Source organism: Blattabacterium sp. (Cryptocercus kyebangensis) (genome assembly GCF_003226855.1).
Lineage (GTDB): Bacteria > Bacteroidota > Bacteroidia > Flavobacteriales > Blattabacteriaceae > Blattabacterium.
In genome coordinates, this window is record NZ_CP029820.1 from 219,578 (window position 1) to 242,995 (window position 23,418).

At 25.8% G+C, this 23,418-nt stretch carries 28 protein-coding genes and 1 other RNA gene; 26 read left to right on the top strand and 3 right to left on the bottom strand.

The features are described 5' to 3' along the window. Window positions 1–21: 21 nt before the first annotated feature. Window positions 22–123: signal recognition particle sRNA small type (gene ffs / locus DM815_RS01075), an RNA gene on the bottom strand. A gap of 143 nt (window positions 124–266) precedes the next feature. Here ffs and DM815_RS01080 point away from each other — a divergent pair. Together DM815_RS01080 and yidC are read left to right on the top strand one after the other, a co-directional pair. Beyond that, window positions 267–1,910 carry a CTP synthase gene (locus DM815_RS01080; protein WP_110508706.1) on the top strand — a complete coding sequence of 548 codons (1,644 nt, stop codon included), beginning with the start codon at window positions 267–269 and terminating at the stop codon, window positions 1,908–1,910. Next, a complete protein-coding gene (yidC, locus tag DM815_RS01085; RefSeq protein ID WP_110508708.1) occupies window positions 1,907–3,724 on the top strand; it encodes a membrane protein insertase YidC in 1,818 nt (605 codons plus the stop codon). Before DM815_RS01080 ends, yidC begins: the two co-directional genes overlap by 4 nt. Here the strand turns inward: yidC and DM815_RS01090 are convergent. Beyond that, window positions 3,721–4,479, bottom strand: a complete 759-nt coding sequence (locus DM815_RS01090) for a biotin--[acetyl-CoA-carboxylase] ligase (protein ID WP_110508710.1) — start codon at window positions 4,477–4,479, stop codon at window positions 3,721–3,723. The two genes, yidC and DM815_RS01090, sit on opposite strands and share 4 nt — an antisense overlap. An 88-nt stretch (window positions 4,480–4,567) precedes the next feature. Here DM815_RS01090 and rsfS point away from each other — a divergent pair, with 88 nt between their 5' ends. Genes rsfS through DM815_RS01110 form a run of 4 tightly spaced genes read left to right on the top strand, consistent with a single transcriptional unit; the run spans window position 4,568 to window position 8,368 of the window. Further along, the gene (gene rsfS, locus DM815_RS01095; protein WP_110508712.1) at window positions 4,568–4,888 is read left to right on the top strand and encodes a ribosome silencing factor; all 321 of its coding nucleotides are present in this window, start codon (window positions 4,568–4,570) and stop codon (window positions 4,886–4,888) included. A 38-nt stretch (window positions 4,889–4,926) separates the two neighbouring features. Continuing rightward, window positions 4,927–6,873: an ATP-dependent zinc metalloprotease FtsH gene (ftsH, locus tag DM815_RS01100; RefSeq protein ID WP_110508714.1), complete on the top strand. Its 1,947-nt coding sequence runs from the start codon at window positions 4,927–4,929 to the stop codon at window positions 6,871–6,873. A 13-nt stretch (window positions 6,874–6,886) separates the two neighbouring features. Further along, entirely contained in the window at window positions 6,887–7,696 is an 810-nt protein-coding gene (locus DM815_RS01105) for a phosphatidate cytidylyltransferase (protein ID WP_110509372.1), read from the top strand. A gap of 9 nt (window positions 7,697–7,705) precedes the next feature. After that, the gene (locus DM815_RS01110) at window positions 7,706–8,368 is read left to right on the top strand and encodes a phosphatidylserine decarboxylase family protein (RefSeq protein WP_110508716.1); all 663 of its coding nucleotides are present in this window, start codon (window positions 7,706–7,708) and stop codon (window positions 8,366–8,368) included. Window positions 8,369–8,406: 38 nt separating this feature from the next. On the opposite strand, the gene dnaK is transcribed toward DM815_RS01110, so the two are convergent. Then, the gene (gene dnaK, locus DM815_RS01115; protein WP_110508718.1) at window positions 8,407–10,314 is read right to left on the bottom strand and encodes a molecular chaperone DnaK; all 1,908 of its coding nucleotides are present in this window, start codon (window positions 10,312–10,314) and stop codon (window positions 8,407–8,409) included. 191 nt (window positions 10,315–10,505) lie between these two features. On the opposite strand from dnaK, the gene rplM reads away from it, so the two are divergent. The 20 genes from rplM to rpsQ all read left to right on the top strand — a co-directional run bounded on the left by rplM (window position 10,506) and on the right by rpsQ (window position 23,417). Then, window positions 10,506–10,949, top strand: a complete 444-nt coding sequence (rplM, locus tag DM815_RS01120; RefSeq protein ID WP_110508720.1) for a 50S ribosomal protein L13 — start codon at window positions 10,506–10,508, stop codon at window positions 10,947–10,949. Then, a complete protein-coding gene (gene rpsI / locus DM815_RS01125; protein ID WP_110508722.1) occupies window positions 10,946–11,320 on the top strand; it encodes a 30S ribosomal protein S9 in 375 nt (124 codons plus the stop codon). Before rplM ends, rpsI begins: the two co-directional genes overlap by 4 nt. 26 nt (window positions 11,321–11,346) lie before the next feature. Continuing rightward, entirely contained in the window at window positions 11,347–12,072 is a 726-nt protein-coding gene (gene rpsB / locus DM815_RS01130) for a 30S ribosomal protein S2 (RefSeq protein WP_110508724.1), read from the top strand. Then, the gene (gene tsf / locus DM815_RS01135) at window positions 12,069–12,884 is read left to right on the top strand and encodes a translation elongation factor Ts (protein WP_110508726.1); all 816 of its coding nucleotides are present in this window, start codon (window positions 12,069–12,071) and stop codon (window positions 12,882–12,884) included. The genes rpsB and tsf overlap by 4 nt, the downstream gene beginning before the upstream one ends. Beyond that, complete coding sequence (gene gpmI, locus DM815_RS01140; RefSeq protein ID WP_110508728.1) at window positions 12,885–14,456, top strand: 2,3-bisphosphoglycerate-independent phosphoglycerate mutase; 1,572 nt, start codon at window positions 12,885–12,887, stop codon at window positions 14,454–14,456. It begins immediately after the preceding gene. Between the two features lie 7 nt (window positions 14,457–14,463). Further along, window positions 14,464–15,270, top strand: a complete 807-nt coding sequence (map, locus tag DM815_RS01145) for a type I methionyl aminopeptidase (protein WP_110508730.1) — start codon at window positions 14,464–14,466, stop codon at window positions 15,268–15,270. A gap of 94 nt (window positions 15,271–15,364) precedes the next feature. Then, entirely contained in the window at window positions 15,365–15,745 is a 381-nt protein-coding gene (gene rpsL, locus DM815_RS01150) for a 30S ribosomal protein S12 (RefSeq protein ID WP_110508732.1), read from the top strand. Window positions 15,746–15,757: 12 nt separating this feature from the next. Then, window positions 15,758–16,234 carry a 30S ribosomal protein S7 gene (gene rpsG, locus DM815_RS01155; RefSeq protein ID WP_110508734.1) on the top strand — a complete coding sequence of 159 codons (477 nt, stop codon included), beginning with the start codon at window positions 15,758–15,760 and terminating at the stop codon, window positions 16,232–16,234. 9 nt (window positions 16,235–16,243) lie between these two features. Next, window positions 16,244–18,367, top strand: coding sequence for an elongation factor G (gene fusA, locus DM815_RS01160; RefSeq protein ID WP_110508736.1), 2,124 nt, complete (start codon window positions 16,244–16,246; stop codon window positions 18,365–18,367). A 10-nt stretch (window positions 18,368–18,377) separates the two neighbouring features. Next, window positions 18,378–18,683, top strand: a complete 306-nt coding sequence (gene rpsJ / locus DM815_RS01165; protein WP_110508738.1) for a 30S ribosomal protein S10 — start codon at window positions 18,378–18,380, stop codon at window positions 18,681–18,683. Window positions 18,684–18,694: 11 nt separating this feature from the next. Further along, window positions 18,695–19,336, top strand: a complete 642-nt coding sequence (gene rplC, locus DM815_RS01170) for a 50S ribosomal protein L3 (RefSeq protein WP_110508740.1) — start codon at window positions 18,695–18,697, stop codon at window positions 19,334–19,336. Then, window positions 19,327–19,956, top strand: coding sequence for a 50S ribosomal protein L4 (gene rplD, locus DM815_RS01175; RefSeq protein ID WP_110508742.1), 630 nt, complete (start codon window positions 19,327–19,329; stop codon window positions 19,954–19,956). The genes rplC and rplD overlap by 10 nt, the downstream gene beginning before the upstream one ends. 6 nt (window positions 19,957–19,962) lie before the next feature. Beyond that, on the top strand, window positions 19,963–20,253 hold the full coding sequence (gene rplW / locus DM815_RS01180) for a 50S ribosomal protein L23 (protein ID WP_110508744.1): 291 nt from the start codon (window positions 19,963–19,965) through the stop codon (window positions 20,251–20,253). Then, the gene (gene rplB, locus DM815_RS01185; protein WP_110508746.1) at window positions 20,254–21,078 is read left to right on the top strand and encodes a 50S ribosomal protein L2; all 825 of its coding nucleotides are present in this window, start codon (window positions 20,254–20,256) and stop codon (window positions 21,076–21,078) included. It abuts the gene before it with no gap. Between the two features lie 12 nt (window positions 21,079–21,090). Continuing rightward, a complete protein-coding gene (gene rpsS / locus DM815_RS01190) occupies window positions 21,091–21,375 on the top strand; it encodes a 30S ribosomal protein S19 (protein ID WP_110508748.1) in 285 nt (94 codons plus the stop codon). A gap of 17 nt (window positions 21,376–21,392) precedes the next feature. After that, on the top strand, window positions 21,393–21,764 hold the full coding sequence (rplV, locus tag DM815_RS01195; RefSeq protein ID WP_110508750.1) for a 50S ribosomal protein L22: 372 nt from the start codon (window positions 21,393–21,395) through the stop codon (window positions 21,762–21,764). 9 nt (window positions 21,765–21,773) lie between these two features. Then, the gene (rpsC, locus tag DM815_RS01200) at window positions 21,774–22,487 is read left to right on the top strand and encodes a 30S ribosomal protein S3 (protein ID WP_110508752.1); all 714 of its coding nucleotides are present in this window, start codon (window positions 21,774–21,776) and stop codon (window positions 22,485–22,487) included. Window positions 22,488–22,526: 39 nt separating this feature from the next. Then, a complete protein-coding gene (gene rplP / locus DM815_RS01205) occupies window positions 22,527–22,946 on the top strand; it encodes a 50S ribosomal protein L16 (RefSeq protein WP_110508754.1) in 420 nt (139 codons plus the stop codon). After that, a complete protein-coding gene (locus DM815_RS01210) occupies window positions 22,943–23,152 on the top strand; it encodes a 50S ribosomal protein L29 (protein WP_110508756.1) in 210 nt (69 codons plus the stop codon). Before rplP ends, DM815_RS01210 begins: the two co-directional genes overlap by 4 nt. Next, window positions 23,130–23,417: a 30S ribosomal protein S17 gene (gene rpsQ / locus DM815_RS01215; protein WP_110508758.1), complete on the top strand. Its 288-nt coding sequence runs from the start codon at window positions 23,130–23,132 to the stop codon at window positions 23,415–23,417. Before DM815_RS01210 ends, rpsQ begins: the two co-directional genes overlap by 23 nt. Window position 23,418: the final 1 nt, after the last annotated feature.

A 23,418-nucleotide genomic window follows, 5' to 3' on the forward strand; every position in this document is an offset into this window, starting at 1 on the left:
ATTCAGGAATAGAGAATATATATGGAGCAAGCAGACCTACATCACATCGCTACAACCTTAATTACCTTTGCTGTGTTCCCACCCTGGAGGATTGATAGGGAGCTGATTGTGTAGAGCTTGCTCCAAGTTTGGCAAATATAAAAAAAAATTATAAATTCTTTTTTTTTAAAACACGGATTTTTCATTTTTCTACTAGTTAATAGACAGATAATCAATACAATAAAAAATAAAGATAAAAAAATAAAAAGATAACAATAAATTATTTCATGGAGACTAAATATATTTTTGTTACAGGTGGGGTAACTTCTTCATTGGGAAAAGGAATTATTTCAGCTTCCTTAGGAATGTTGTTGAAGAATAGAGGATATAAAATTACAATTCAAAAATTAGATCCTTATTTTAATGTAGATCCAGGAACATTAAATCCTTATGAACATGGAGAATGTTTCGTGACTCAAGATGGAGCTGAAACGGATTTAGATTTAGGTCATTATGAACGTTTTTTAGATCAGGCTACTACAAAAGAAAATAATGTTACTTCTGGTCTTATATACAAAACGGTTATTGATAACGAACGAAATGGAGATTATTTGGGAAAAACAGTACAAGTTATCCCTCATATTACAAATGAAATTAAAAGACGTATTAAAATTTTGGGATTATCCAATAGTTATGATATTGTTATTACCGAAATAGGAGGAACTGTTGGAGACATAGAATGTCTTCCTTATATTGAATCTGTTCGTCAATTAAAATGGGAATTAGGTGAATCAAATAGTTTAGTGATTCATTTAACTTTATTACCATATATATCAGTTACTGGAGAAATAAAAACAAAGCCAACACAACATTCTGTTCGAAATTTAATGGAAAATGGAATTAAAGCAGATATTTTAGTTTGTAGAACTGAAAAACATATATCCAAAAATATTCGAAATAAATTAGCATTATTTTGTAATGTAAAACCAGAACATGTAATTGAGTCTATTAATACCAAAATTATATATGATCTTCCATATTTATTACATTTACAAAATTTTGATAAATCTGTTTTAAATCATTTAAATTTATCCACTTTTACATCTCCAAATTTGGATAAATGGAAAATTTTTATTAAAAAATATAAAAATCCTAAATATGAAATTAAAATAGCATTGGTTGGAAAATATGTTTCTTTACATGATTCTTATAAATCAATAACTGAATCTTTAATTCATGCAGGAACAGAGAATGAAATTTATGTTAATATAAGATGGATTTGTTCTGAAAAAATAAAAGAAAATAATATAGAAGAATATTTTAATGGAATTTCGGGGGTTTTAATTGCTCCTGGATTTGGAAATAGAGGAGTAGAGGGAAAAATACTTGCAGCAAAATACGCAAGAGAAAAAAAAATACCTTTTTTAGGTATATGTTTAGGTATGCAAATAGCAGTGATAGAATTTGCAAGAAATGTATTAGAAATACGAAAAGCGGAAAGTAATGAAACTAATCCACATACTTCTTATCCAGTTATTAGTTTAATGAAAGAACAAAAAAATATTATAAAAAAAGGTGGAACTATGCGTTTAGGAAATTGGAAATGTTCTTTAATAAAAGGATCTAAAATTTTTTCTATTTATGGAGGGAAAAAAGAAATCTTTGAAAGACATCGTCATAGATACGAATTTAATAATGCATATTTAGAAAATTTTTCTAATTCTGGAATGAAAATTGTAGGAATAAATCCTGATACAGGATTAGTAGAAGCTATAGAATTAGATAATCACGTTTTTTTTTTAGGAGTTCAGTTTCATCCTGAATATAAAAGTACAGTTTCTAATCCTCATCCTTTATTTAAATATTTTGTCCAAATTTCTAAAATTTATAAATCATGTGTTTATCATAAACAGAACTCTTCTTATGTATGAAGGATAAAAAATTAGATTATCAATCCACTATTGGTCTATTTCTTATATTATTTATTTTAACAATTTTTACATATTTTAATGTATCTGAGGATAAAAAATATTCATCAGAAAAAATTCTTAGAAAGATCCCATTTTTTTCAAAAAAATCTCTTTCTACAACAAAAAAAAAAATAAATAATTATTTTTTTTTAGAAAATAATGTTTTTAAACTTAAAATTTCTAGTTTAGGAGGAGCAATTAACGAAGTTTTTTTAAAAAAATATAAAGCTTATGATCCTCTCCATTTATCACATAATAAAAATCTCTATTTAATAAAAGATTCTAGTTTTTCATATAAGATGATTTTTTTCAAAAAAGAGGATTTAAAAAATAATAATAAGATTATAGATACTAGTTTTCTCTATTTTTATCCTCTTTTTTTTAAAAAAAAAGGAAATAATAAAGTTCTTATAATGAGAGCCAAAAATCCTTATGGAAAAGGATTTATAGAATATAGATATACTATAGGTGGAGAAAATCAATATGATATTGGTTTTTTTGTTCGTACAGAAGACTTTTCTTCTTATTTATTAGATAAGACTATTTCTATTGATTTGGAACAAAAAATTTTTTCTTTAGAAAAAGATAGAAATTGGGAAAATACTTATACTCAGGTCTATTATTCTCATAATAAAAATTCTAGTTCTAAAATAAAATATTTATCAGAAAAAGATTCAGAAGAAAAGAATATACATAATTTGAATTGGATCGCACATAAACAACAATTTTTTACATCTGTATTTTTTGCAAAAAATCCTTTGAAAAATGTTTTTGTTCGTTCTGAAAATTTTTCTTCTGGAAATTTTTTAAAAAGAATTCAATCTAGATCTTTTTTTAAAATAAAAAATAATGAAAATTTGAATCTTTCTTTCCAGTTATATTTTGGTCCATTAGATTTTTCTTCATTAAAAAAATATGAAAAAAAAATTGAAAATATTATTCCATTTGGTTGGGGTTTTTTAAAATGGATTAATAAATATTTTTTTTTAATAATTTTTCAATTTTTGGAAAAAACAAATTTGAATTATGGAATTATTATTATTTTAATGACTGTTGTTGTAAAATTAATCCTATCCCCAATAACTTATAAACAATATAAATTAAGTGCTATGATGAAATTAATTCGTCCAGAAATAGATGAATTAAATAATAAATTTCAAAATTCAGATCCATTAAAAAAACAAAGAGCGATGATGGAATTATATCGAAAAGCAGGAATAAATCCTATGTCTGGATGTATTTCTACTTTATTCCAGATTCCTATTTTTTATTCATTATTCAAATTTTTTCCTACTCTAATCAATCTTAGAGGAAAATCTTTTTTTTGGGTAGATGATCTTACTTCATATGATTCCATTTTTGAATTACCATTTTCTATTCCATTTTATGGGAATCATGTAAGTTTACTTACTTTATTGTATTCATTAGCTCTTTTAATTTATACAAAGTTAAGTAGTGATGGAAGAAATGATTATTCCAATAAAAATAATGTTCCGGATATTAGCTTTATGTTATATTTGATGCCTATCATCATGTTATTTTTTATAAATAGTTATGCTTCTGGTCTTTCTCTTTATTATTTTACATCCAATGTAATTAATATTGGTTTTATTTTCTTTATTAAAAAATTTATGTTAGATAAACATAAAATTCATCAAAAAATTCAAGAAAATAAAAAAAAACCAATAAAACGTAATTATTGGAATCGTAAAATAAAAGAAATGATTGAAAAAACTAGAAAAGAAAATCCTTATAAAGGAAATAATATTAACTAAAAAATAAGTTTTATTTTTTTTTTAGAAAAGGAATATAATTTCCTATCTTTTTTAAATTCAATAATTAAATTTCCTTTTTTAGTTATATTTCGGATAACCCCTTTAGTAAATTTTTTATGATCATTATTAATAATCTCAAAAAAAGATATTTTATCTTTCATATAAAGATGATCTATGTAATAATTTCTTATAAATTTTTCTCCATAAGTCATAAAAAGAAAATATTCTTTTTGAATGGAATAAATTAATTTGTAAAAAAGTTTTTCTAATTTAAAATTTTTTTTAAGAATTTTTTTTAAAGAAGTAGCTTGAAGTTTTTCATCAAATTTTATTTGATTTACATTTATTCCTACTCCAATGATAATTGTATGTATTTTTTTATAAAAAACATTATTTTCAATTAAAATACCTCCTATTTTTTTGTTCATTAGAATGATATCATTAGGCCATTTAATCCATATTTTTTTGTTATAAAAAAATAATGTTTTATGAATGGCATTGCTTATAATAAAATTTATAATATATCCTTTATCGATAGGAAAAATTATCGAATTTAAAAAAATACTAAAAGTCAAATTTTTCCCTTTTTCTGTATCCCAATGATTTTTTCCTACTCCTTTTCCATTAGTTTGATTTATAGACCAAATGATAGTCCAATTTTTCATATATTTTGATTTATTTCTTTTTGCATATTGATTAGTAGAATCAACTTTTTGTAGAAAAATTAAATATATTGGCCAAATAAATTTTTTCAAAATATTTTATATTGAGAAATTGAACTTCTTTAAAGTGAAAACCTTATTTTTGTTTTTTGAAATTAAATAATATAATAAAAATTCCGTTTTGTTATTAAATAAAATCATAGAAGGGATTGAAATGGTAAAAGAAAAAGATATTTCTGTTTTAAACTTAAAAAACAGAAATAATTTTATTTGTGATTATTTTGTTATTTGCGATGGAAAATCTAAAAGTCAAGTTTATGCTATTTACAGATCTATAGAAAAGATCACAATTGAGAAATTGAAAGAAAAACCTTGGCATATAGAAGGATCAGAAAATGGAGAGTGGATATTGATAGATTATGTTTCTATTGTGGTCCATATTTTCAAAAAAGAACTTAGATTATATTATAATCTAGAAAGTATTTGGAATGAAAAATTATAACTAAGCTTGGTTTATATTTAGATAAATGAAGAAAATTTATGATAGATAAAAAAGTGAAAAGAAAAAACAACTTTTTTTGGATATATGCAGTTATATTAATTATATTTCTGGGAATATTTTTTTTTAAATCTTCTTTTTCTAATCCTATAAAAATAGACCAGGATACCTTTTTTGAAATTCTCATGAAGGGGGAAATACAAAAAATTATAGTAAAACATAGAGAAATTGTACATGTTTATTTAAAGAAAGAATATGATTCTTCTAATAATCATATCAATCAACATAATATAAAAAATAAAAATCATAAAAAATTTATTATACATCCTTTACAATATGAATTTGAAATAGGAGATTTACAGTTTTTTCAAAAAAAATTTGAAGAATACAAAAATAAATATAATCTAGATACAATTATTGATTTTAAAAATCAACAAGAATATACCATAACAAAATTTTTTTTTGATTATGGTATATTCTTGATATTGTTAATCATCTTTTGGATTTTTGTATTTAGAAGAATTGGTGCTTCTGGAGGTGGTCCAGGTAGTCAAATATTTAATATTGGAAAATCTAGAGCTAAGTTATTTGATGAAAATGATAATGTTAAAATAACATTTAAAGAGGTTGCTGGTTTAGAAGGAGCGAAAGAAGAAGTTCAAGAAATTGTAGAATTTTTAAAAAGTCCTCAAAAATATACTAAACTAGGAGGTAAAATTCCGAAAGGAGTTCTTTTGATAGGACCCCCTGGAACTGGAAAAACTTTATTAGCCAAAGCTGTAGCTGGAGAAGCAAAAGTTCCTTTTTTTTCTATTTCTGGTTCTGATTTTGTGGAAATGTTTGTCGGTGTAGGAGCTTCTAGAGTGAGAGATTTATTTGAAAAAGCGAAAGAAAAATCTCCTTGCATAATATTTATAGATGAAATTGATGCTATAGGGAGAGCAAGAGGAAAAAGTAGTATAGCTGGATCCAATGATGAAAGAGAAAACACTCTAAATCAATTACTTACAGAAATGGATGGATTTGGGACTCATACAAATGTAATTGTCCTAGCAGCTACCAATAGATCCGATATTTTGGATAAAGCATTACTTCGTCCTGGCCGTTTTGATCGAACTATATTAGTAGATCCTCCTGAATTAAATGAAAGAAAAGAAATATTTCGTGTCCATCTTCAAAAACTTATATTATCTAAAAAAGTAGACATTGAATTTTTAGCTAGACAAACTCCAGGTTTTAGTGGAGCTGATATAGCAAATATTTGTAATGAATCTGCTCTTATTGCTGCAAGAAAAGATAGATCTAAAATAGAAAATCAGGATTTTTTAGATGCTATAGATCGTATTGTAGGAGGATTAGAAAAAAAAAATAAGATTATCAAGCCAAATGAAAAAAAAAGAATTGCTTATCATGAAGCTGGACATGCGGCAATAAGTTGGTTATTAGAACATGCTTCTCCTTTAGTTAAAGTAACTATTGTTCCAAGAGGAAAATCTTTAGGATCTGCATGGTATCTTCCAGAAGAAAGACAATTAACCACTCCAGAACAAATGAAAGATGAAATATGTGCTTTGCTTGCCGGTAGATCTGCAGAAGAAATTATTTTTAGTAGTATTTCAACGGGGGCCTTAAATGATTTGGAAAAAGTAACTAAACAAGCGCAATCTATGGTAGCCATTTTTGGATTGAATGAAAAAATTGGAAATATTTCTTATTATGATTCTACAGGACAAAATGAATTTTCTTTTTCTAAACCTTATAGTGAAAAAACTGCGCAAATTATAGATGAAGAAATATCAAAAATTATTACAGAACAATATAAAAGAGCTAAAAATATATTAAAAAATAATGAAAAAAAATTGTCTATTCTTGCTAATGAATTATTAGAAAAAGAAGTTATTTTTAGGGATGATTTGAAAAAAATATTTGGAGAAAGACCTTTTTCTGACGATATCGGAAATATGTTGACTTCAGTAAGTCATTTTTAAAAAAATGGAACCAATGAAAAAAAAAAAAAATGATTTTTTGATAAGATTTTTTACTGGTTTTATTTATGTTTTTATGATTATTTTTTCAATTGAAAAAGGAGAAAAAATTTTTAGAATGTTAATGATGATATTATCTTTTTTTTGTTTATTTGAATTTCTAGTAATGTTAAAAACAAATACAACTTTAATAAAAATAAATTCATTCTTTTTTCTATTTTCAATATTATTAGATTTTTTTGTGGAAAAAAATATATTTTTATATATCATATGTTTTATTCCTTATTCTATAATATTTTTTATTATTCAATTATTTTCTAAAGGATCTTCTCATAAAGAAAAAATAAAACAAGTAAGTCATTTAACTTTTGGCTTAGTATATATTCTAATTCCATTTTTTTTAGCATCTTATATATATTCTAAATATGGGAAAGAATTGATTTTAGGTACATTTTTTCTTATATGGACAAATGATACTTTATCCTATTTGATAGGGATAAAATGGGGAAAGAGAAAAATAGATATATCAATATCTCCTAAAAAATCTGTAGAAGGATTTCTTGGAGGATTTTTTTTTTGTTTAATACTTGGAGTATTTTTATACAATATTTGGGGAAAAAAGTATTGGTTTATTCTTTCTTTTACCGTTCCTATTTTTTCTACTATTGGTGACCTTGTAGAATCTACTATTAAAAGATCTTACAATGTAAAAAATTCAGGATTATGGTTTCCTGGACATGGTGGATTTTTAGATAGATTAGATAGTTTTATATTTGTAATACCAATCATTGCTACTGTAGCTATTGGAATAGTATATTTTTTTTAAAAAAAATAGATGATCCATAAAGAAGGATTTCCATTGTTAATATATTTATTAATTTTAATATTGATAGGAGTTTTTATTTCTATTTTTCTATTTTCTAAAGTTGTTAACTTATTTATAATCTCTTTTTTAATTATATTTTATGCGTTTTTTCTTTTCTTTTTTAGAAATCCAAAAAGAAATTTATCTAAAAAAAATCCTAAAAACGATAAGGAAGTAGTCTCTCCTTCTGATGGGAAAATACTAGAAATAAAAAAAATTTTTGAAAGTGAATTTTTACAAAAAAATTGTATATGTATATCAATATTTATGTCTCCACTTAATGTACATGTAAATAGATTTCCAGTATCTGGTAAAATAATCTATGTTAGATATCATCCAGGTAAATATTGGTTAGCATGGAATAAAAAATCATCGTTAAATAATGAACGAACCACTACAGTTATAGAAACAAATACAAAACAAAAAATATTATTTCGACAAATAGCTGGATTTTTAGCTCGTCGTATTATTCTTTATTCTAAAGAGAATTATTTGGCTAAAAAAGGAGAAGAATTTGGATTTATTAAATTTGGATCTAGAATAGATATTTATCTACCGTTAGATTCTATTATTTTTATAAAAAAGGGAGAAAAAGTTATTGGTGGAGAAACTATAATTTCTATTATTCCATAATAAGTAAAAACTCCCTAGGGAGTTTTTAAATTTATTTTTTATTTAACTTCTTCATAATCTACATCTTGTACATTTTCATTTCCTTTATTGTTATTATTTTTTTTAATAGAATCATTTGTAGAATCATTTGAATTATTATTTTTATTATTAGGAGAATAAATTTCTTTTGATGCATTAGCCCAAACTTCGTTCAATTTTTTCATACAAATATCAATAGATGAAAAATCTTTTTTATTGTGAGCCTTTTTTAATTCTTCTAAAGAATTTTCTATATTTTTTTTATTATTCTCAGATAATTTATTTCCATAATCTTTTAACTGTTTTTCAGATTGAAAAATCTGATTATCTGCAGCGTTTAATTTATCTATTTCCCCTTTTATTTTTTCGTCTTTTTTTGCATTTTCTTCAGCTTCTCTTTTCATTTTTTCAATTTCCTCTTGATTTAATCCTGAAGAAGTTTCAATTCGTATAGATTGTTCTTTTTTAGTTCCCTTATCTTTTGCAGAGACATGAAGTATTCCGTTAGCATCAATGTCAAAACTAACCTCAATTTGAGGAGTTCCTCTAGGTGAAGGAGGAATATCAACTAGATCAAACCGACCTATTTCTTTATTATCATTGAACATTGGTCTTTCACCTTGTCCGACTCTTATAGTTACTGCAGATTGATTATCTGCTGCTGTAGAAAAAATTTCTGATTTTTTAGTAGGAATAGTAGTATTGGATTCAATAAGTTTTGTAAAAACACCACCCAAAGTTTCTATTCCTAAAGATAAAGGAGTCACATCAAGTAATAAAACATCTTGTACATCTCCGGTTAAAACTCCTCCTTGTATAGCTGCTCCAATAGCTACAACTTCATCTGGATTTACTCCTTTGGATGGTTTTTTTTTAAAGAAATTTTCAACTTTTTCTTGTACTTTTGGGATACGTGTAGAACCTCCTACTAAAATAACTTCGTCAATATCTTTAGTAGATAATCCAGCAGATTCTAATGCTTTGGAACATGGATTAATAGATCTAAATATTAGATTTTCAGATAATTGTTCAAATTTAGATCTAGTTAATGTGATAACCATATGTTTTGGACCAGATTCTGTAGCTGTAATATATGGTAAATTAATTTCTGTTTTAGTAGAAGAAGATAATTCTATTTTAGCTTTTTCAGAAGCTTCTTTTAAACGTTGTAAAGCCATAGGATCGTTTCTAAGATCTATATTCTCTTTAGATTTAAATTCATTGGATAAATAATCAATTATCACTTGATCGAAATTATCTCCTCCTAAATGTGTATCTCCATTAGTAGAAAGGACTTCAAAAACTCCATCTCCTAATTCCAAAATAGAAACATCGAATGTCCCTCCACCTAAATCATATACTACTATTTTTTTATTTTGATTTTTTTTATCTAAACCATAAGCTAATGCTGCAGCTGTTGGTTCGTTAATGATTCTTTCTACTTTCAATCCGGCTATTTCTCCTGCTTCTTTAGTAGCTTGTCTTTGTGCATCATTAAAATATGCAGGTACAGTAATAACGGCTCTATTTACTTCTTTTCCTAGATAATCTTCAGCTGTTTTTTTCATTTTTTGAAGAATCATAGCAGATATTTCTTGAGGAGCATATAGTCTATTTTCTATATCAACACGTGGTGTATTATTCCCCCCTTTAACAATTTTATAAGGAATATGCTTTGATTCTTCTGTTACTTCAGAAAACATTCTTCCCATAAAACGTTTAATTGAAAAAATAGTTTTTTGTGGATTTGTAACTGCTTGTCTTTTTGCAGGATCACCTATTTTTCTTTCTCCATCTAATACGAAAGCTACTATAGATGGAGTAGTCCTTTTCCCTTCTGAATTAGGTATGACAACAGGATCATTTATTTCCATTACTGCAACGCAAGAATTTGTTGTCCCTAAGTCTATGCCTATAATTTTACTCATTTTTATTACTTTTTTTCATATAGTCATTCAATAGTCAGTTCAATCATTATGCCATAATAAAGTTATAGAATGAATAACAAGAATATGCTTTCAATAAAAAAAAAATAGGAATAATAACATGACAAAAAGTCATTTATATTCAAATTTTATTTGAAAATATCTTATATTTCTTAAATTAATTTATTTTAAGTATGGATTTTTTAAGTTTTAAAACTGTTAATAAGAATTATCCAAAAAATTGGATTATAATGGATGCAAAAGATCAGTATTTAGGTCGATTTTCTACTAAGGTTGCTTTTAGAATAAGAGGGAAACATAAAACTAATTTTTCTCCAAATTTAGATTGTGGAGATTATGTTATTGTAATAAATTCTAAAAAAATAAAACTTACAGGAAAAAAATGGATTACTAAAAAATATATTCGTTATACTGGATATCCAGGAGGAAAAAAAATTACCCTTGCTAAAGATCTTTTTCTTAAAGATTCAAAAAAAATAATATATAAAGCGGTTAAAGGAATGTTACCTAAAAATCGTTTGGGAAATAAAATTATAAAAAATCTTCATATTTATCCAGATTCTGAACATAAACATCAAGCACAAAAACCGATTCAATTAAAAATTCACAAAAAATGATCCATTCTATAGGAAGAAGAAAACGTTCTCTTGCTCGTATTTACTTAAAACCTGGAAATAAATTTATTACGATTAATTCTAAAAAATTAGAAAAATATTTTCCAGAGAATATTCAAGGAAAAATTTTATATCCTTTTCAGTTAATAAATAATAATAAATTTGATATAAAAATAAAAGTTTGTGGAGGAGGATTTAATGGTCAAGCAGAAGCCATTTGTCTAGCTATATCTAGAGCTCTTTGTAAATTGGATCAAAATAATAGAAAAATATTGAAATTTAATGGGTTATTAACTAGAGATTCTAGAAAAGTAGAAAGAAAAAAATTTGGCCAAAAAAAAGCAAGAAAAAAGTTTCAATTTTCAAAACGTTAGAAAATTGATTCAAAATAAAATAAAAAATGAAAGCTAATACTAAAGATTTATTAAAAGCAGGAGTCCATTTTGGTCATATTGCTCGTAAATGGAATCCAAAAATGCGTCCTTTTATTTTTATGAAAAAAGGAGGATTTCATATTATAGATTTATCAAAAACGGTAATTAAATTAGATAAGGCATGCCAAGAATTAAAAAAAATTGTAACATTTGGAAAAAAAATTTTGTTAGTAGGAACGAAAGCTCAGGCTAAAGAAAAAGTTTTTTTTTATGCAAAAAGTGTAAATATGCCTTGTGTAACAGAAAGATGGTTAGGTGGATTATTAACAAATTTTACTACTATTCGAAAGTCTGTAAAGAAAATGAATAGTATAGAAAAAATGAAAAAAAATGGAACTTTTGAGACTTTATCTAAAAAAGAAAGATTATTGATAAATAGATTATATGTTAAATTGTATAAAAATTTAGGAAGTATTTCTTTTATGAATCATCTTCCAGGAGGTGTTTTTTTGGTAGATCCATTCAAAGAAAAAATAGCTCTATCAGAATCTATAAAGTTAAAGATTCCTATATTCGCTATGGTGGATACTAATACAGATCCAAATGGAATAGATTATCCTATTCCTTCCAATGATGATTCTTCTAAATCTATTGATATTATTTTACAATTTGTGACAAAAGCAATTCAACAAGGTCTTTTATTGAAAAAAAATGAACGTGAAGAAAAAGAATCTATAAATGAAAAATTATGAAAATTTCAATTTTTCAAATTTATAAATTAAGAAAAATTACTGGTATTGGAATAATGGATTGCAAGATAGCTTTAACAAAAACCAATGGAAATTTTGAAAAGGCTATCGATTTTTTAAGAAAAAAAGGAGAAAAAATTGCTATAAATCGTTCTTCTTTGGAAGTTAAAGAAGGGGCAATTTTATCTTCTGTAAATATTGATCAAACATCTGGAACGATTATTGGTTTAAGTTGTGAAACTGATTTTCTTTCCAGAAGTTCAGATTTTTTGAATTTTTTATCAAAATTATCTGAAAAATCATTTTTATACAATACAAAAAAAGATTTTTTATCTAGTTCATATCATGGAAGAAGTATTCGAGAAATGATTATTGAAAAAATAAGTGTTTTTGATGAAAAATTAGAATTAAAAATATTTGAGAAAATAAATTCTCCATTTGTGGTAAATTATACACATAATAATAAAATAGCGTCTTTAGTTGGATTTTCTTTTGAAATTAAAAAATCAATTGCAAAAAATATTGCTATGCATATTACAGCTATGAATCCAATAGCTATAAATAAAAAAGAAATACCAGAAGATTTAATAAAAAAAGAATTAGAAATTATTAGATTTCAGATAGAAAAAGAAAAAAAAACAGATCAAATAAAGGAAAAAATGATTTTGGGAAGAATGAAAAAATTTATATTGGAGAATACTCTATTTAATCAAAAATATATAAAAGATAATAATATAACGGTTCAAGAATATATGAATAGATCATTTTCGAAAAACGTAAAAATAAATTCTTATAAAAGAATAAGTATTTCCTAAATGAAAAAATTGATATTGATAATCTTAGATGGATGGGGTTTATCTTCTTCTGAAAAATATTCTAGTTCTGCTATTCATATGGCTAAAACTCCATTTATAGATTCTTGTTATAAATATTTTCCTTTTAGTAAATTACAGGCATCTGGATTATCTGTAGGATTACCAGAAGGACAAATGGGAAATTCAGAGGTAGGTCATATAAATTTAGGATCTGGTCGAAAAGTAATTCAAAGTTTGGAAGAAATAAATAATTCTATTCAAAATAAAATATTTCAAAGAAAAGTAAATTCTATTTTTGATTATGTTTCTTATACTAAAAAAAAAATTCACTTTATTGGTTTATTATCAGATGGAGGAGTCCATTCACATATAAATCATCTTTTTTATTTGCTTAAAATGGTTCATAAAAAAAGGATAAAAAAGGTTTTTGTACATGCATTTACAGATGGACGTGATAGTTCTCCTAAAAAAGGAATTTTTTATTTAAAAAATCTTTTCTCTTTTATGAGAAAAAATGTTGGAAAATTATCTTCTGTTATTGGAAGATATTATTCCATGGATAGGGATAAAAGATGGGATAGGACTCAAATAGCATACGATGCAATCGTTCATTCAAAAGGATATTATTGTAAATACGATAATATATTGAGATATATAGAAGATTCTTATAATAAAGGAATTACTGATGAATTTTTAAAACCTATAATAAGTATTGATAATTTTGGAAATCCTATTTCTAAAATAGAAAAAGATGACGTAGTTTTTTGTTTTAATTTTCGTTCGGATCGATCAAGACAATTAACAGAATTTTTAACAAATAATCTTGAAAAAGATACGAATACCAATTCTTTTTCTGGAATAAAAAAATTAGATTTGTATTATATAACTATGACTTGTTATAATCCTGAATATAAAAATGTTTATGTTCTTTTTAAAAAAGAAAATTTATCAAATACTTTAGGAGAAATATTAGAAAAAGAAGGGAAAAAACAAATTCGTATAGCTGAAACAGAAAAATATCCACATGTTACTTTTTTTTTCTCAGGAGGACGTGAAATTCCTTTTGTTGGAGAAACTCGTATTCTGTGTAAATCACCTAAAGTGACTACTTATGATTTAAAACCTGAAATGAGTGCAAAAAAAATTGTAAATAGAATTATTCCTGAATTAAAAAAAAAAGAAGTTGATTTTATTTGTTTAAATTTTGCAAATCCGGATATGGTTGGTCATACTGGAAAAATGAAAGAAACAATAAAAGCATGTGAATTTATTGATTATTGTACAAAAATTTGTTCCGAAGAAGCTTTAAAAAATTTATATACAGTTATGATAGTTGGAGATCATGGGAATGCAGATTATATGATTAACCCTGATGGAAGTCCAAATACTTCTCATTCTAGTTCTTTTGTCCCTTTTATTCTGTTGGATCAAATTTTTAAGAATAATAAAAATATTCTTTTAAAAAAAGAAGCTGTTTTATCAGATGTTTCTCCTACTATTCTTCAATTAATGAATTTACCGAAACCTAATATTATGAATGGAATATCTATAATAGAAAAGATAAGTAAGTAAATGTATTATGGTTAAAACAATTGAAGAAATCATTCTTATAAAAAAGAGTGCTTTTCTAGCATCAAAAACATTAGGAATGTTAACAAAAGAAGTAAAACCTGGTGTAAATACTCTTTATTTAGATAAACTTGCTGAAAATTTTATTCGTGATCATGGAGGAATACCTGCTTTTTTAGGATTATATGATTTTCCAAATACTTTGTGTGTTTCTCCTAATTATCAAGTTGTACATGGAATCCCTAATCAAAATCCTTTATATGAAGGAGATATTTTGTCTATAGATTGTGGTGTTTATATGAATGGATTTTATGGAGAACATGCGTATACTTTTGAAGTTGGAAAAGTTTCAAGTAAAATAAAAAAATTTCTTAATTCTTCAAAAGAATCTCTTTATATTGGATTGTCTAAATGTAAAAAAGGAAATTATGTTGGAGATATAGGATATTCTATACAATCTTGTATTGAAAAACATGGGTACAGTGTAGTAAAAGATCTTGTAGGTCATGGATTAGGAAAAAAAATGCACGAAAATCCTCAAGTACCTAATTTTGGTAAAAAAGGAAAAGGAATAAAATTAAGGGAAGGATTGGTTCTTTCTATAGAACCAATGGTTAATAAAGGAACCCCTGAAATCTTTTTTCATAAAGATGGTTGGACTATTACTACTTTAGATAGAGATCTTTCTGCTCATTTTGAACATAATGTAGCTATTGTTGATGGATATCCTTGTTTACTTTCTACTTTCCGTTATATTTATGATGAACTTAATGTTCATTCTTTGGAAGAAGAACCCTTTCAAAATGAGAAAATTTAAATTGATAATTTTTAATTTTATTTTTGAATTTTAGTTGTAATTTGTTATTAAATAATATAATTTGTTTTCTTTGTATTCTAATCCTAAATAAAATATGCCTACTATACAACAATTAATTAGAAAGGGAAGATCATCTATTTCTAAAAAAAGAAAATCTGTTGCATTAGAATTTTGTCCTCAACGAAGAGGTGTTTGTACACGTGTTTATACTACTACTCCAAAAAAACCTAATTCTGCTATGCGAAAAGTAGCTCGTGTTCGTTTTAAAAATGGTAAAGAAGTTATTTGTTATATAACTGGAGAAGGTCATAATCTTCAAGAACATTCTATAGTGTTAGTAAAAGGAGGTAGAGTAAAGGATTTACCAGGAGTAAAATATAAAATAGTACGAGGTGCTCGTGATACAGCCGGTGTAAATGGAAGAAAAAAAAGTAGAAGTAAATATGGAGCTAAAATTTCTAAAAAAGAAAAGTAATTTCTATCTAAAATGAGAAAAATAAAGAAAAAAAGAAAAATATATTTTCCTGATCCAAGATTTAATGATCCTCTAGTTTCTCGTTTTATTAATCATTTAATGAAAAATGGTAAAAAAAATTTAGCATATAAAATATTTTATGATGCGATGAAAAAAATAGAAGATATTAAAGAAAAAGAAGAAAAATCTGCATTAGAAATATGGAAAAATGGATTAAAAAATGTAATGCCTCATGTAGAGGTAAAAAGTCGTCGTATGGGGGGATCTAATATTCAAGTTCCTATTCCTATTTCCTCCAATAGTAAAATAACAAAAGCAATGAAATTACTTATATCTTGTGCTTCTATTAGAAGTGAAAAAAGTATGTCAAGTAAGTTAGCTTTTGAGATACTAGATGCACATAAAGAACAAGGAGAAGCAGTAAAAAGAAAAGAAAATATTCATAAAATGGCTGAAGCAAATAAAGCTTTTTCTCATTTTAGATTTTAGAAAATAAAAATGGAAAGAGACTTAAAATATACAAGAAATATAGGAATTGCGGCACATATTGATGCAGGTAAAACTACAACTACAGAAAGAATTTTATTTTATACTGGAATAAATCATAAAATAGGAGAGGTCCATGATGGAGCTGCAACAATGGATTGGATGTTACAAGAACAAGAACGTGGAATTACTATTACTTCTGCAGCTACATTTTGTGAATGGATATACAGAAATAAAAAATATCAAATCAATATTATTGACACTCCTGGTCATGTTGATTTCACTGTAGAAGTAGAAAGATCATTGAGAATATTAGATGGAATGGTTGTTTTATTTAGTGCAGTGGATGGGGTAGAACCTCAATCAGAAACAGTATGGAGACAGGCAGATAAATACAATATTCCTAGAATAGCATTTGTAAATAAAATGGATCGTCAAGGAGCAGATTTTTTTAATGTTTGTTTACAAATGAAAAAAATGCTGGGGGCTAATTCTATTCCATTACAAATTCCTATTGGATATGGAGATAATTTTGTAGGAGTTGTAGATTTAATATCTAATAAAGCTATTGTATGGGATGAAAATAATTATGGAGTTACATATCAGGAAGTTCCTATTCCATTTGAAATGAAAAATATAGTAAAAGAATATCAAAATAAGATTATTGAATCTTTATCGGAGTATGATGATGTTATTATGGAAAAGTTCTTGTATAATGGTTCTCCTATTTCTGAAGAAGAAATCATAAATTCTTTGCAAAAGAATACAATAAATATGAGAATAATTCCTGTATTTTGCGGTTCTTCTTTTAAGAATAAAGGAGTACAAGCCATGCTAGATGGAGTATGTCGTTATCTTCCTTCTCCTCTTGATGTTAAAGATATTGTAGGAATTAATCCTATCAATAAAAAAATAGAAACGAGAAAGGCTAGTGAAAAAGAACCTTTTTCTGCCTTAGCATTTAAAATATCCAGTGATCCTTTTGTAGGACGTTTGGCTTTTTTTAGAGTATATTCTGGAAAAGTTCATTCTGGATCATATAGTTTGAATACAAGATCTGGAAATAAAGAGCGTATTTCTAGAATATATCAAATGCATGCCAATAAACAAAATCCTATTTGTAAGATAGGAGCAGGAGATATTGCTGCTATAGTGGGATTTAAAAATATTAAAACAGGAGATACTTTATGTGATGAAAAATTTCCAATTCTTTTAGAGAATATATCTTTTCCAGATCCAGTTATTGGTATTGCTATTGAACCTAAATTTAAATCAGATATAGATAAAATGAGTTTAGCTTTATCTAAATTAATGGAAGAAGATCCTACTTTTCAAGTTCGTACAGATAATTATACTGGACAAACTATTATTTCCGGAATGGGAGAATTACATTTAGAAATTATTGTAGACCGTATGAAAAGAGAATTTAAAGTAGAAGTAAATCAAGGAAAACCGCAAGTAGAATATAAAGAAGCTTTAAAAGATTTAGTAGAACATAGAGAAATTTATAAAAAACAAACAGGGGGTAGAGGTAAATATGCAGATATATTATTTCGAATAGAACCAGGAAATATAGGTACATCTGGATTAGAATTTATTAATAAAATAAAAGGTGGAAATATCCCTAAAGAATATATTCCTTCTATAGAGAAAGGATGTAAAGAAATGATGAAAAGTGGTCCTTTATCAGGATATGAAATAGATAGTGCAAAAGTTACAGTATTAGATGGATCTTATCATTCTGTAGATTCTGATCAGTTATCTTTTGAGATAGCAGGAAAACTTGGTTTTAGAGAAGCCACAAAAAAATCTAATCCTGTTTTATTAGAACCAATTATGAAGTTGGAAGTAGTAATTCCAGAAGAAAATATGGGAGATATTATAGGAGATTTAAATAGAAGAAGAGGTATTGTTAGAAATATGGATAATCGAAAAAATATAAAAGTAATTCAAGCTTTAGTCCCTTTATCTGAAATGTTTGGATATGTTACTATATTACGGACACTTTCTTCTGGAAGGGGTAGTTCCGTTATGGAATTTTCTCATTATGATATAGTTCCAAAAACTATTATGGATAATATTATTATGGGAAATTATTATGTAGCTAATAAAAAAAAAAAAATAAAAAATAAATAATATTGACGCCATGGGTCATAATATAAAAATTAAATTAAAATCCTACGATTATAATTTATTAGATAAATCTGCTGAAAGAATTGTAAGCTCTGTTATACCAACAGGAGTGATCTTGAATGGTCCAGTCCCATTACCTACTGAAAAAAAAGTATTTACAGTTTTACGTTCTCCTCATGTAAATAAAAAGTCTAGAGAGCAGTTTCTTCTTCCAACCCACAAAAGACTTTTACAAATTCATAATGCTTCATCAAAAACAGTAGATGCTTTGATGAAATTAGAATTACCAAGTGGAGTTGAAGCAGAAATTAAAGTATAATAAAAAATAAAATGAATGGTTTAATAGGAATTAATCTTGGTATGACCAGTTTTTTTTCTAAAGGGGGAAAAAACATACCATGTACTATTATAAAAATTGGTCCATGTTATATAGTACAGATAAAAACTATAAAAAAAGATGGTTATTCTTCTATTCAATTAGGAATAGAAGAAAAAAAGAAAAAACATACGACTAATCCTTTACAAGGACATTTTAAAAAAGCGGGGATCTCTCCAAAAAAAAAACTTATGGAAGTTAGAGAAATTTTTGTTGAAAATAGAGAATCTTTTAAATTAGGCAGTAAAATAAATCCAGATTTCCTTATAGAAGGAGAATTAGTTGACGTACAAGGAATCTCTAGGGGAAAGGGATTTCAAGGAGTAGTAAAAAGACATGGATTCTCAGGAGTGGGAGAAAGGACCCATGGTCAACATAATCGTTTAAGATCACCTGGATCTGTTGGAGCTGGATCTGATCCATCACGTATTTTTAAAGGGAAAAAAATGGCTGGTAGAATGGGATGTCAAAATGTAACTATTCAGAATTTGAAAATATTAAAAATAGATATATCTCAAAATATTTTAGTATTGAAGGGAGCTGTTCCAGGAAATAAAAATTCATACTTAATGATTAAGAAAAAAAAATGGAATTAAAAATTTTGGATATTAAAGGAAATTATACAACTAGAAAAATTGAATTTAATGAGAATTTTTTTGGTAAAAAATCTTATGATCATTCTATTTATTTAGAAATGAAGAGGTATTTATCTGCACAACGTCAAGGAACACATAAATCTAAAGAAAGAGGAGATTTATCTGGAAGTACTAGAAAATTGCATAGACAAAAAGGGACTGGAGGATCTAGAAAAGGAGATATTAAAAATCCTATATTTAGAGGAGGTGGAAGAATTTTTGGTCCCCGTCCTAGACGTTATTTTGAAAAAATAAATAAATTAACTAAGAATTTAGTAAAAAAAACAATTATAGGATATAAATTAAAAGAGAATAAAATAAAAATTATAGAAGATTTTCAATTTGAGGTTCCAAAAACTAAATTAATCTTAAAAATATTAAAATCCTTGGAATTAGAAAATAAAAAATCACTAATGATAATTGGAAAACCAAATAAAAATTTATATTTATCATCTAGGAATTTAAAAAATTTTAAATTGTTAAATATAAATGAATTAGATAGTTATTCTCTATTAAATTCTTTATATGTTATTTTTTCTGAGAATTCAATGGATAAGATTCATGAATTATTGAATAATTAGTTATATATGATTTTAATTAAACCTTTTATTACAGATAAATCTTCCATGAATGAAGAGAAATCTTGTTATACTTTTTCTGTATGTATAAAAAGCAATAAAAATCAAATAAAAAAAGAAATAGATAAAGTATTTGGGGTTTCTACAAAAAAAATTCGAACAATGATTTATCCTAGAAAAGATAAATCTAAATATACTAAAAAAGGATTTTTATATGGAAAAACAATTAGATTGAAAAAAGCTATTATTCAATTAAAAGAAAATCAAAAAATTGATTTTCTTAATCAAAAAAATATCTAAATGTCAGTAAAAAAATTAAAACCAACAACCCCTAGTCAACGTTTTAAAATTATCAATAATTTTGATGAAATTACAAATTTTAATCCAGAAAAATCTTTAACAAAAGGAAAATGTAAAACTGGAGGTAGAAATAATTTTGGAAAAATGACTATGCGTTATTTTGGAGGTGGTCATAAAAAGAAATATAGAATTATTGATTTTAAAAGAAGAAAATTTGGAATATATGCTATTATAAAATCTATAGAATATGATCCAAATCGATCTTCTTTTATTTCTCTTTTACATTATAAAGATGGAGAAAAACGCTATATCATAGCTATGGATGGATTTAAAATAGGACAAAAAGTTATATCTGGAAAAGAAATACCTTTTAATATAGGAAATTCTACTTTTTTAAGTGAAATTCCATTAGGAACAAATATTTCCTGTATAGAATTAACTCCTGGACAAGGAGCTAAAATAGCTAGAAGTGCAGGATCTTATGCTCAATTATTTGCAAAAGATGGAAAGTATGCCACTATTAAATTTCCTTCTGGAGAACTAAGAATAATTATGATTTCTTGTATGGCTACTATTGGTATAGTTTCTAATATGGATCATCAATTAGAAATATATGGAAAAGCTGGTAAAAATCGTCATCTTGGAAGACGACCTAGAACTAGAGGTGTTGCTATGAATCCAGTAGATCATCCGATGGGAGGAGGAGAAGGAAAAGCTTCTGGAGGGATTCCTAGAAGTAGAAAAGGAATTCCTTCTAAAGGATTTAAAACACGTATTAAAAATAAATATTCAGATAAATATATTTTACAAAGAAGAAAAAAATAAATTTTTTATATTATGGCAAGATCCTTAAAGAAAGGTCCATTTGTTTCTCAAAAATTGTATAAAAAAGTTTTGAATAATATTAAACTTGAAAAGAAATCTGTTATTAAAACATGGTCTAGACCATCTACAATACTTCCAGATTTTGTAGGGCAAACTTTTGCAGTTCATAATGGAAGACAATTTATTAATGTGTATATTACAGAGCATATGATTGGTCATAAGTTAGGTGAATTTTCTCCTACTCGTACTTTTAGAGGACATTCTGGATCTAAAAACAAATTGAAGGTAAAAAATTAGAATTTTCTTAAAATAAAATGAATTTTAAAGAAAAAACTATTGTTTCAGGTTCTTTAAATAGAATTCGTCGTTCTCCAAGAAAAATGAGATTAGTAGTTGATATTATTCGAAATAAAGAGATTAAAAATGCTTTGAATATACTAAAATATAGTAAGAAACATAATATTTCTATTTCATTAAGGAAATTACTTCTCTCTTTATTATCCAATTGTAAGAAAAAATATATAGAAGATGATTTTGATCAAAAATTATTCTATATAAAAGAAATTAGAGTTAATCAAGGTAGGACTTTAAAAAGATTACGTCCTGTACCTCAAGGTAGAGGTCATAGAATTAGAAAAAGATCAAGTAATGTACTAATTACTCTAGTAGAGAGAAAATATATGTAAATTAATTATATGGGACAAAAAACAAATCCAATTGTTAATCGTTTGGGGATAGTTATGGGATGGCAATCTAGTTGGTGTAATAATTACAAGGATAGAATACAAGAAGACTTTCAAGTTAGAAGATATATAGAAGCTCGTTTACTTAAAGGGATCGTTTCTCGTATTTTTATAGATAGGACCTTGAAATTCATTACGATAACTATTAGAACATCTAGACCAGCACTTGTTATAGGAAAGGGAGGAGATGAAGTGGATACTATTAGAAAAGAATTAAAAAGACTTACTAAAAAAGAAGTTCAAATTAATATATCTGAAGTTAGAAGACCTGAATTAGATGCTCCTCTAGTAGCTAAGGGTTTAGTTAGACAATTAGAAAATAGAATATCTTATAAAAAAGTAATTAAGTTATCTATTATTTCAGCTATGAGAATGAATGCTCAAGGTATAAAAATTCAGGTTTCTGGAAGATTGAATGGATCTGAGATGGCTAGACGTGAATTTTATAAAGAAGGACGTATTTCTCTTGGAACTTTTCGTGCAGATGTAGATTATCATATGGAAGTAGCTCATACAGTTTATGGAAGTATAGGGGTTAAAGTTTGGATTATGAAAGGAGAAATATATGGAAAGAAAGAGCTATCTCCATTATTTGGATTACAACCAAAAAAATCACGTTTTTATAATAACAAGTCTCCTTTTTTAAAAAGAAAGAAAAAAGTATAAATTTTTTATAATTATTGTTATTTTATTTAGTTATTATTTATGTTACAACCAAAAAAAACAAAATATAAAAAGAATCAAAAAGGTAGAATACGTGGTAATTCATCAAAAGGACTTTTTCTTTCAAGAGGATTATATGGAATCAAGGCAATGGAAGGGGCATGGATAACCTCCAGACAGTTAGAAGCAGCTCGTGTAGCTGCTACTAGATATATGAAAAGAGAGGGAAAATTGTGGATAAATATTTATCCAGATAAACCAATAACAAAAAAACCACAAGAAGTTCGTATGGGAAAAGGAAAAGGCCCTGTAGAATTTTGGGTTTCTGTTGTTAAACCTGGAAGGATATTATTTGAAATAGACGGGGTAGAGATGAAAATAGCTAAAGAAGCATTAAGATTAGCTTCTCAAAAATTTCCTATAAAAATGAAATTTATTTTTTCAAAAGAATTTGTAGAATGAAAAAATATTCGGAAATTAAAATTTTGTCTATTAATGATATTAAAACGAATATAGAAATTAAAAAAAAGGATTACCAAAAAATGAAATTTGATCAAGTTTTTAACCTAAAAAAGGATTTTGTAAAAATTAGAATTTTGAGAAGATATATTGCCAAATTAAAAACTGAATTAAATAAAAGAATAAATGATAATAAAACAGGAAAGTAGGGGAATTTCTAACCTTAGAAAGGTTAGAAAACAAAGAACGGGAATAGTAATTAGCAATAAGATGAATAAAACAATTATTGTCTCTGAAATAAAAAAAGTAAAACATAAGTATTACGGAAAAAGTATTTTGAAAAAGAAAAAGTATATGGTTCATGATGAGGAAAATAAATCCAAAAATGGAGATAAAGTAAGAATTATGGAAATAAGACCTATTAGTAAAAATAAATGTTGGAGATTAATTTCAATTTTAGGAAAAATAGGATAGG

Excerpts from the sequence above, each read along its gene's own strand:
- DM815_RS01080 (WP_110508706.1), top strand. The coding sequence starts at position 267 with ATGGAGACTAAATATATTTTTGTTACAGGTGGGGTAACTTCTTCATTG.
- yidC (WP_110508708.1), top strand. The coding sequence starts at position 1,907 with ATGAAGGATAAAAAATTAGATTATCAATCCACTATTGGTCTATTTCTT.
- ftsH (WP_110508714.1), top strand. The coding sequence starts at position 4,927 with ATGATAGATAAAAAAGTGAAAAGAAAAAACAACTTTTTTTGGATATAT.
- DM815_RS01105 (WP_110509372.1), top strand. The coding sequence starts at position 6,887 with ATGAAAAAAAAAAAAAATGATTTTTTGATAAGATTTTTTACTGGTTTT.
- DM815_RS01110 (WP_110508716.1), top strand. The coding sequence starts at position 7,706 with ATGATCCATAAAGAAGGATTTCCATTGTTAATATATTTATTAATTTTA.
- dnaK (WP_110508718.1), bottom strand. The coding sequence starts at position 10,314 with ATGAGTAAAATTATAGGCATAGACTTAGGGACAACAAATTCTTGCGTT.
- rplM (WP_110508720.1), top strand. The coding sequence starts at position 10,506 with ATGGATTTTTTAAGTTTTAAAACTGTTAATAAGAATTATCCAAAAAAT.
- rpsI (WP_110508722.1), top strand. The coding sequence starts at position 10,946 with ATGATCCATTCTATAGGAAGAAGAAAACGTTCTCTTGCTCGTATTTAC.
- rpsB (WP_110508724.1), top strand. The coding sequence starts at position 11,347 with ATGAAAGCTAATACTAAAGATTTATTAAAAGCAGGAGTCCATTTTGGT.
- tsf (WP_110508726.1), top strand. The coding sequence starts at position 12,069 with ATGAAAATTTCAATTTTTCAAATTTATAAATTAAGAAAAATTACTGGT.
- gpmI (WP_110508728.1), top strand. The coding sequence starts at position 12,885 with ATGAAAAAATTGATATTGATAATCTTAGATGGATGGGGTTTATCTTCT.
- map (WP_110508730.1), top strand. The coding sequence starts at position 14,464 with ATGGTTAAAACAATTGAAGAAATCATTCTTATAAAAAAGAGTGCTTTT.
- rpsL (WP_110508732.1), top strand. The coding sequence starts at position 15,365 with ATGCCTACTATACAACAATTAATTAGAAAGGGAAGATCATCTATTTCT.
- rpsG (WP_110508734.1), top strand. The coding sequence starts at position 15,758 with ATGAGAAAAATAAAGAAAAAAAGAAAAATATATTTTCCTGATCCAAGA.
- fusA (WP_110508736.1), top strand. The coding sequence starts at position 16,244 with ATGGAAAGAGACTTAAAATATACAAGAAATATAGGAATTGCGGCACAT.
- rpsJ (WP_110508738.1), top strand. The coding sequence starts at position 18,378 with ATGGGTCATAATATAAAAATTAAATTAAAATCCTACGATTATAATTTA.
- rplC (WP_110508740.1), top strand. The coding sequence starts at position 18,695 with ATGAATGGTTTAATAGGAATTAATCTTGGTATGACCAGTTTTTTTTCT.
- rplD (WP_110508742.1), top strand. The coding sequence starts at position 19,327 with ATGGAATTAAAAATTTTGGATATTAAAGGAAATTATACAACTAGAAAA.
- rplW (WP_110508744.1), top strand. The coding sequence starts at position 19,963 with ATGATTTTAATTAAACCTTTTATTACAGATAAATCTTCCATGAATGAA.
- rplB (WP_110508746.1), top strand. The coding sequence starts at position 20,254 with ATGTCAGTAAAAAAATTAAAACCAACAACCCCTAGTCAACGTTTTAAA.
- rpsS (WP_110508748.1), top strand. The coding sequence starts at position 21,091 with ATGGCAAGATCCTTAAAGAAAGGTCCATTTGTTTCTCAAAAATTGTAT.
- rplV (WP_110508750.1), top strand. The coding sequence starts at position 21,393 with ATGAATTTTAAAGAAAAAACTATTGTTTCAGGTTCTTTAAATAGAATT.
- rpsC (WP_110508752.1), top strand. The coding sequence starts at position 21,774 with ATGGGACAAAAAACAAATCCAATTGTTAATCGTTTGGGGATAGTTATG.
- rplP (WP_110508754.1), top strand. The coding sequence starts at position 22,527 with ATGTTACAACCAAAAAAAACAAAATATAAAAAGAATCAAAAAGGTAGA.
- DM815_RS01210 (WP_110508756.1), top strand. The coding sequence starts at position 22,943 with ATGAAAAAATATTCGGAAATTAAAATTTTGTCTATTAATGATATTAAA.
- rpsQ (WP_110508758.1), top strand. The coding sequence starts at position 23,130 with ATGATAATAAAACAGGAAAGTAGGGGAATTTCTAACCTTAGAAAGGTT.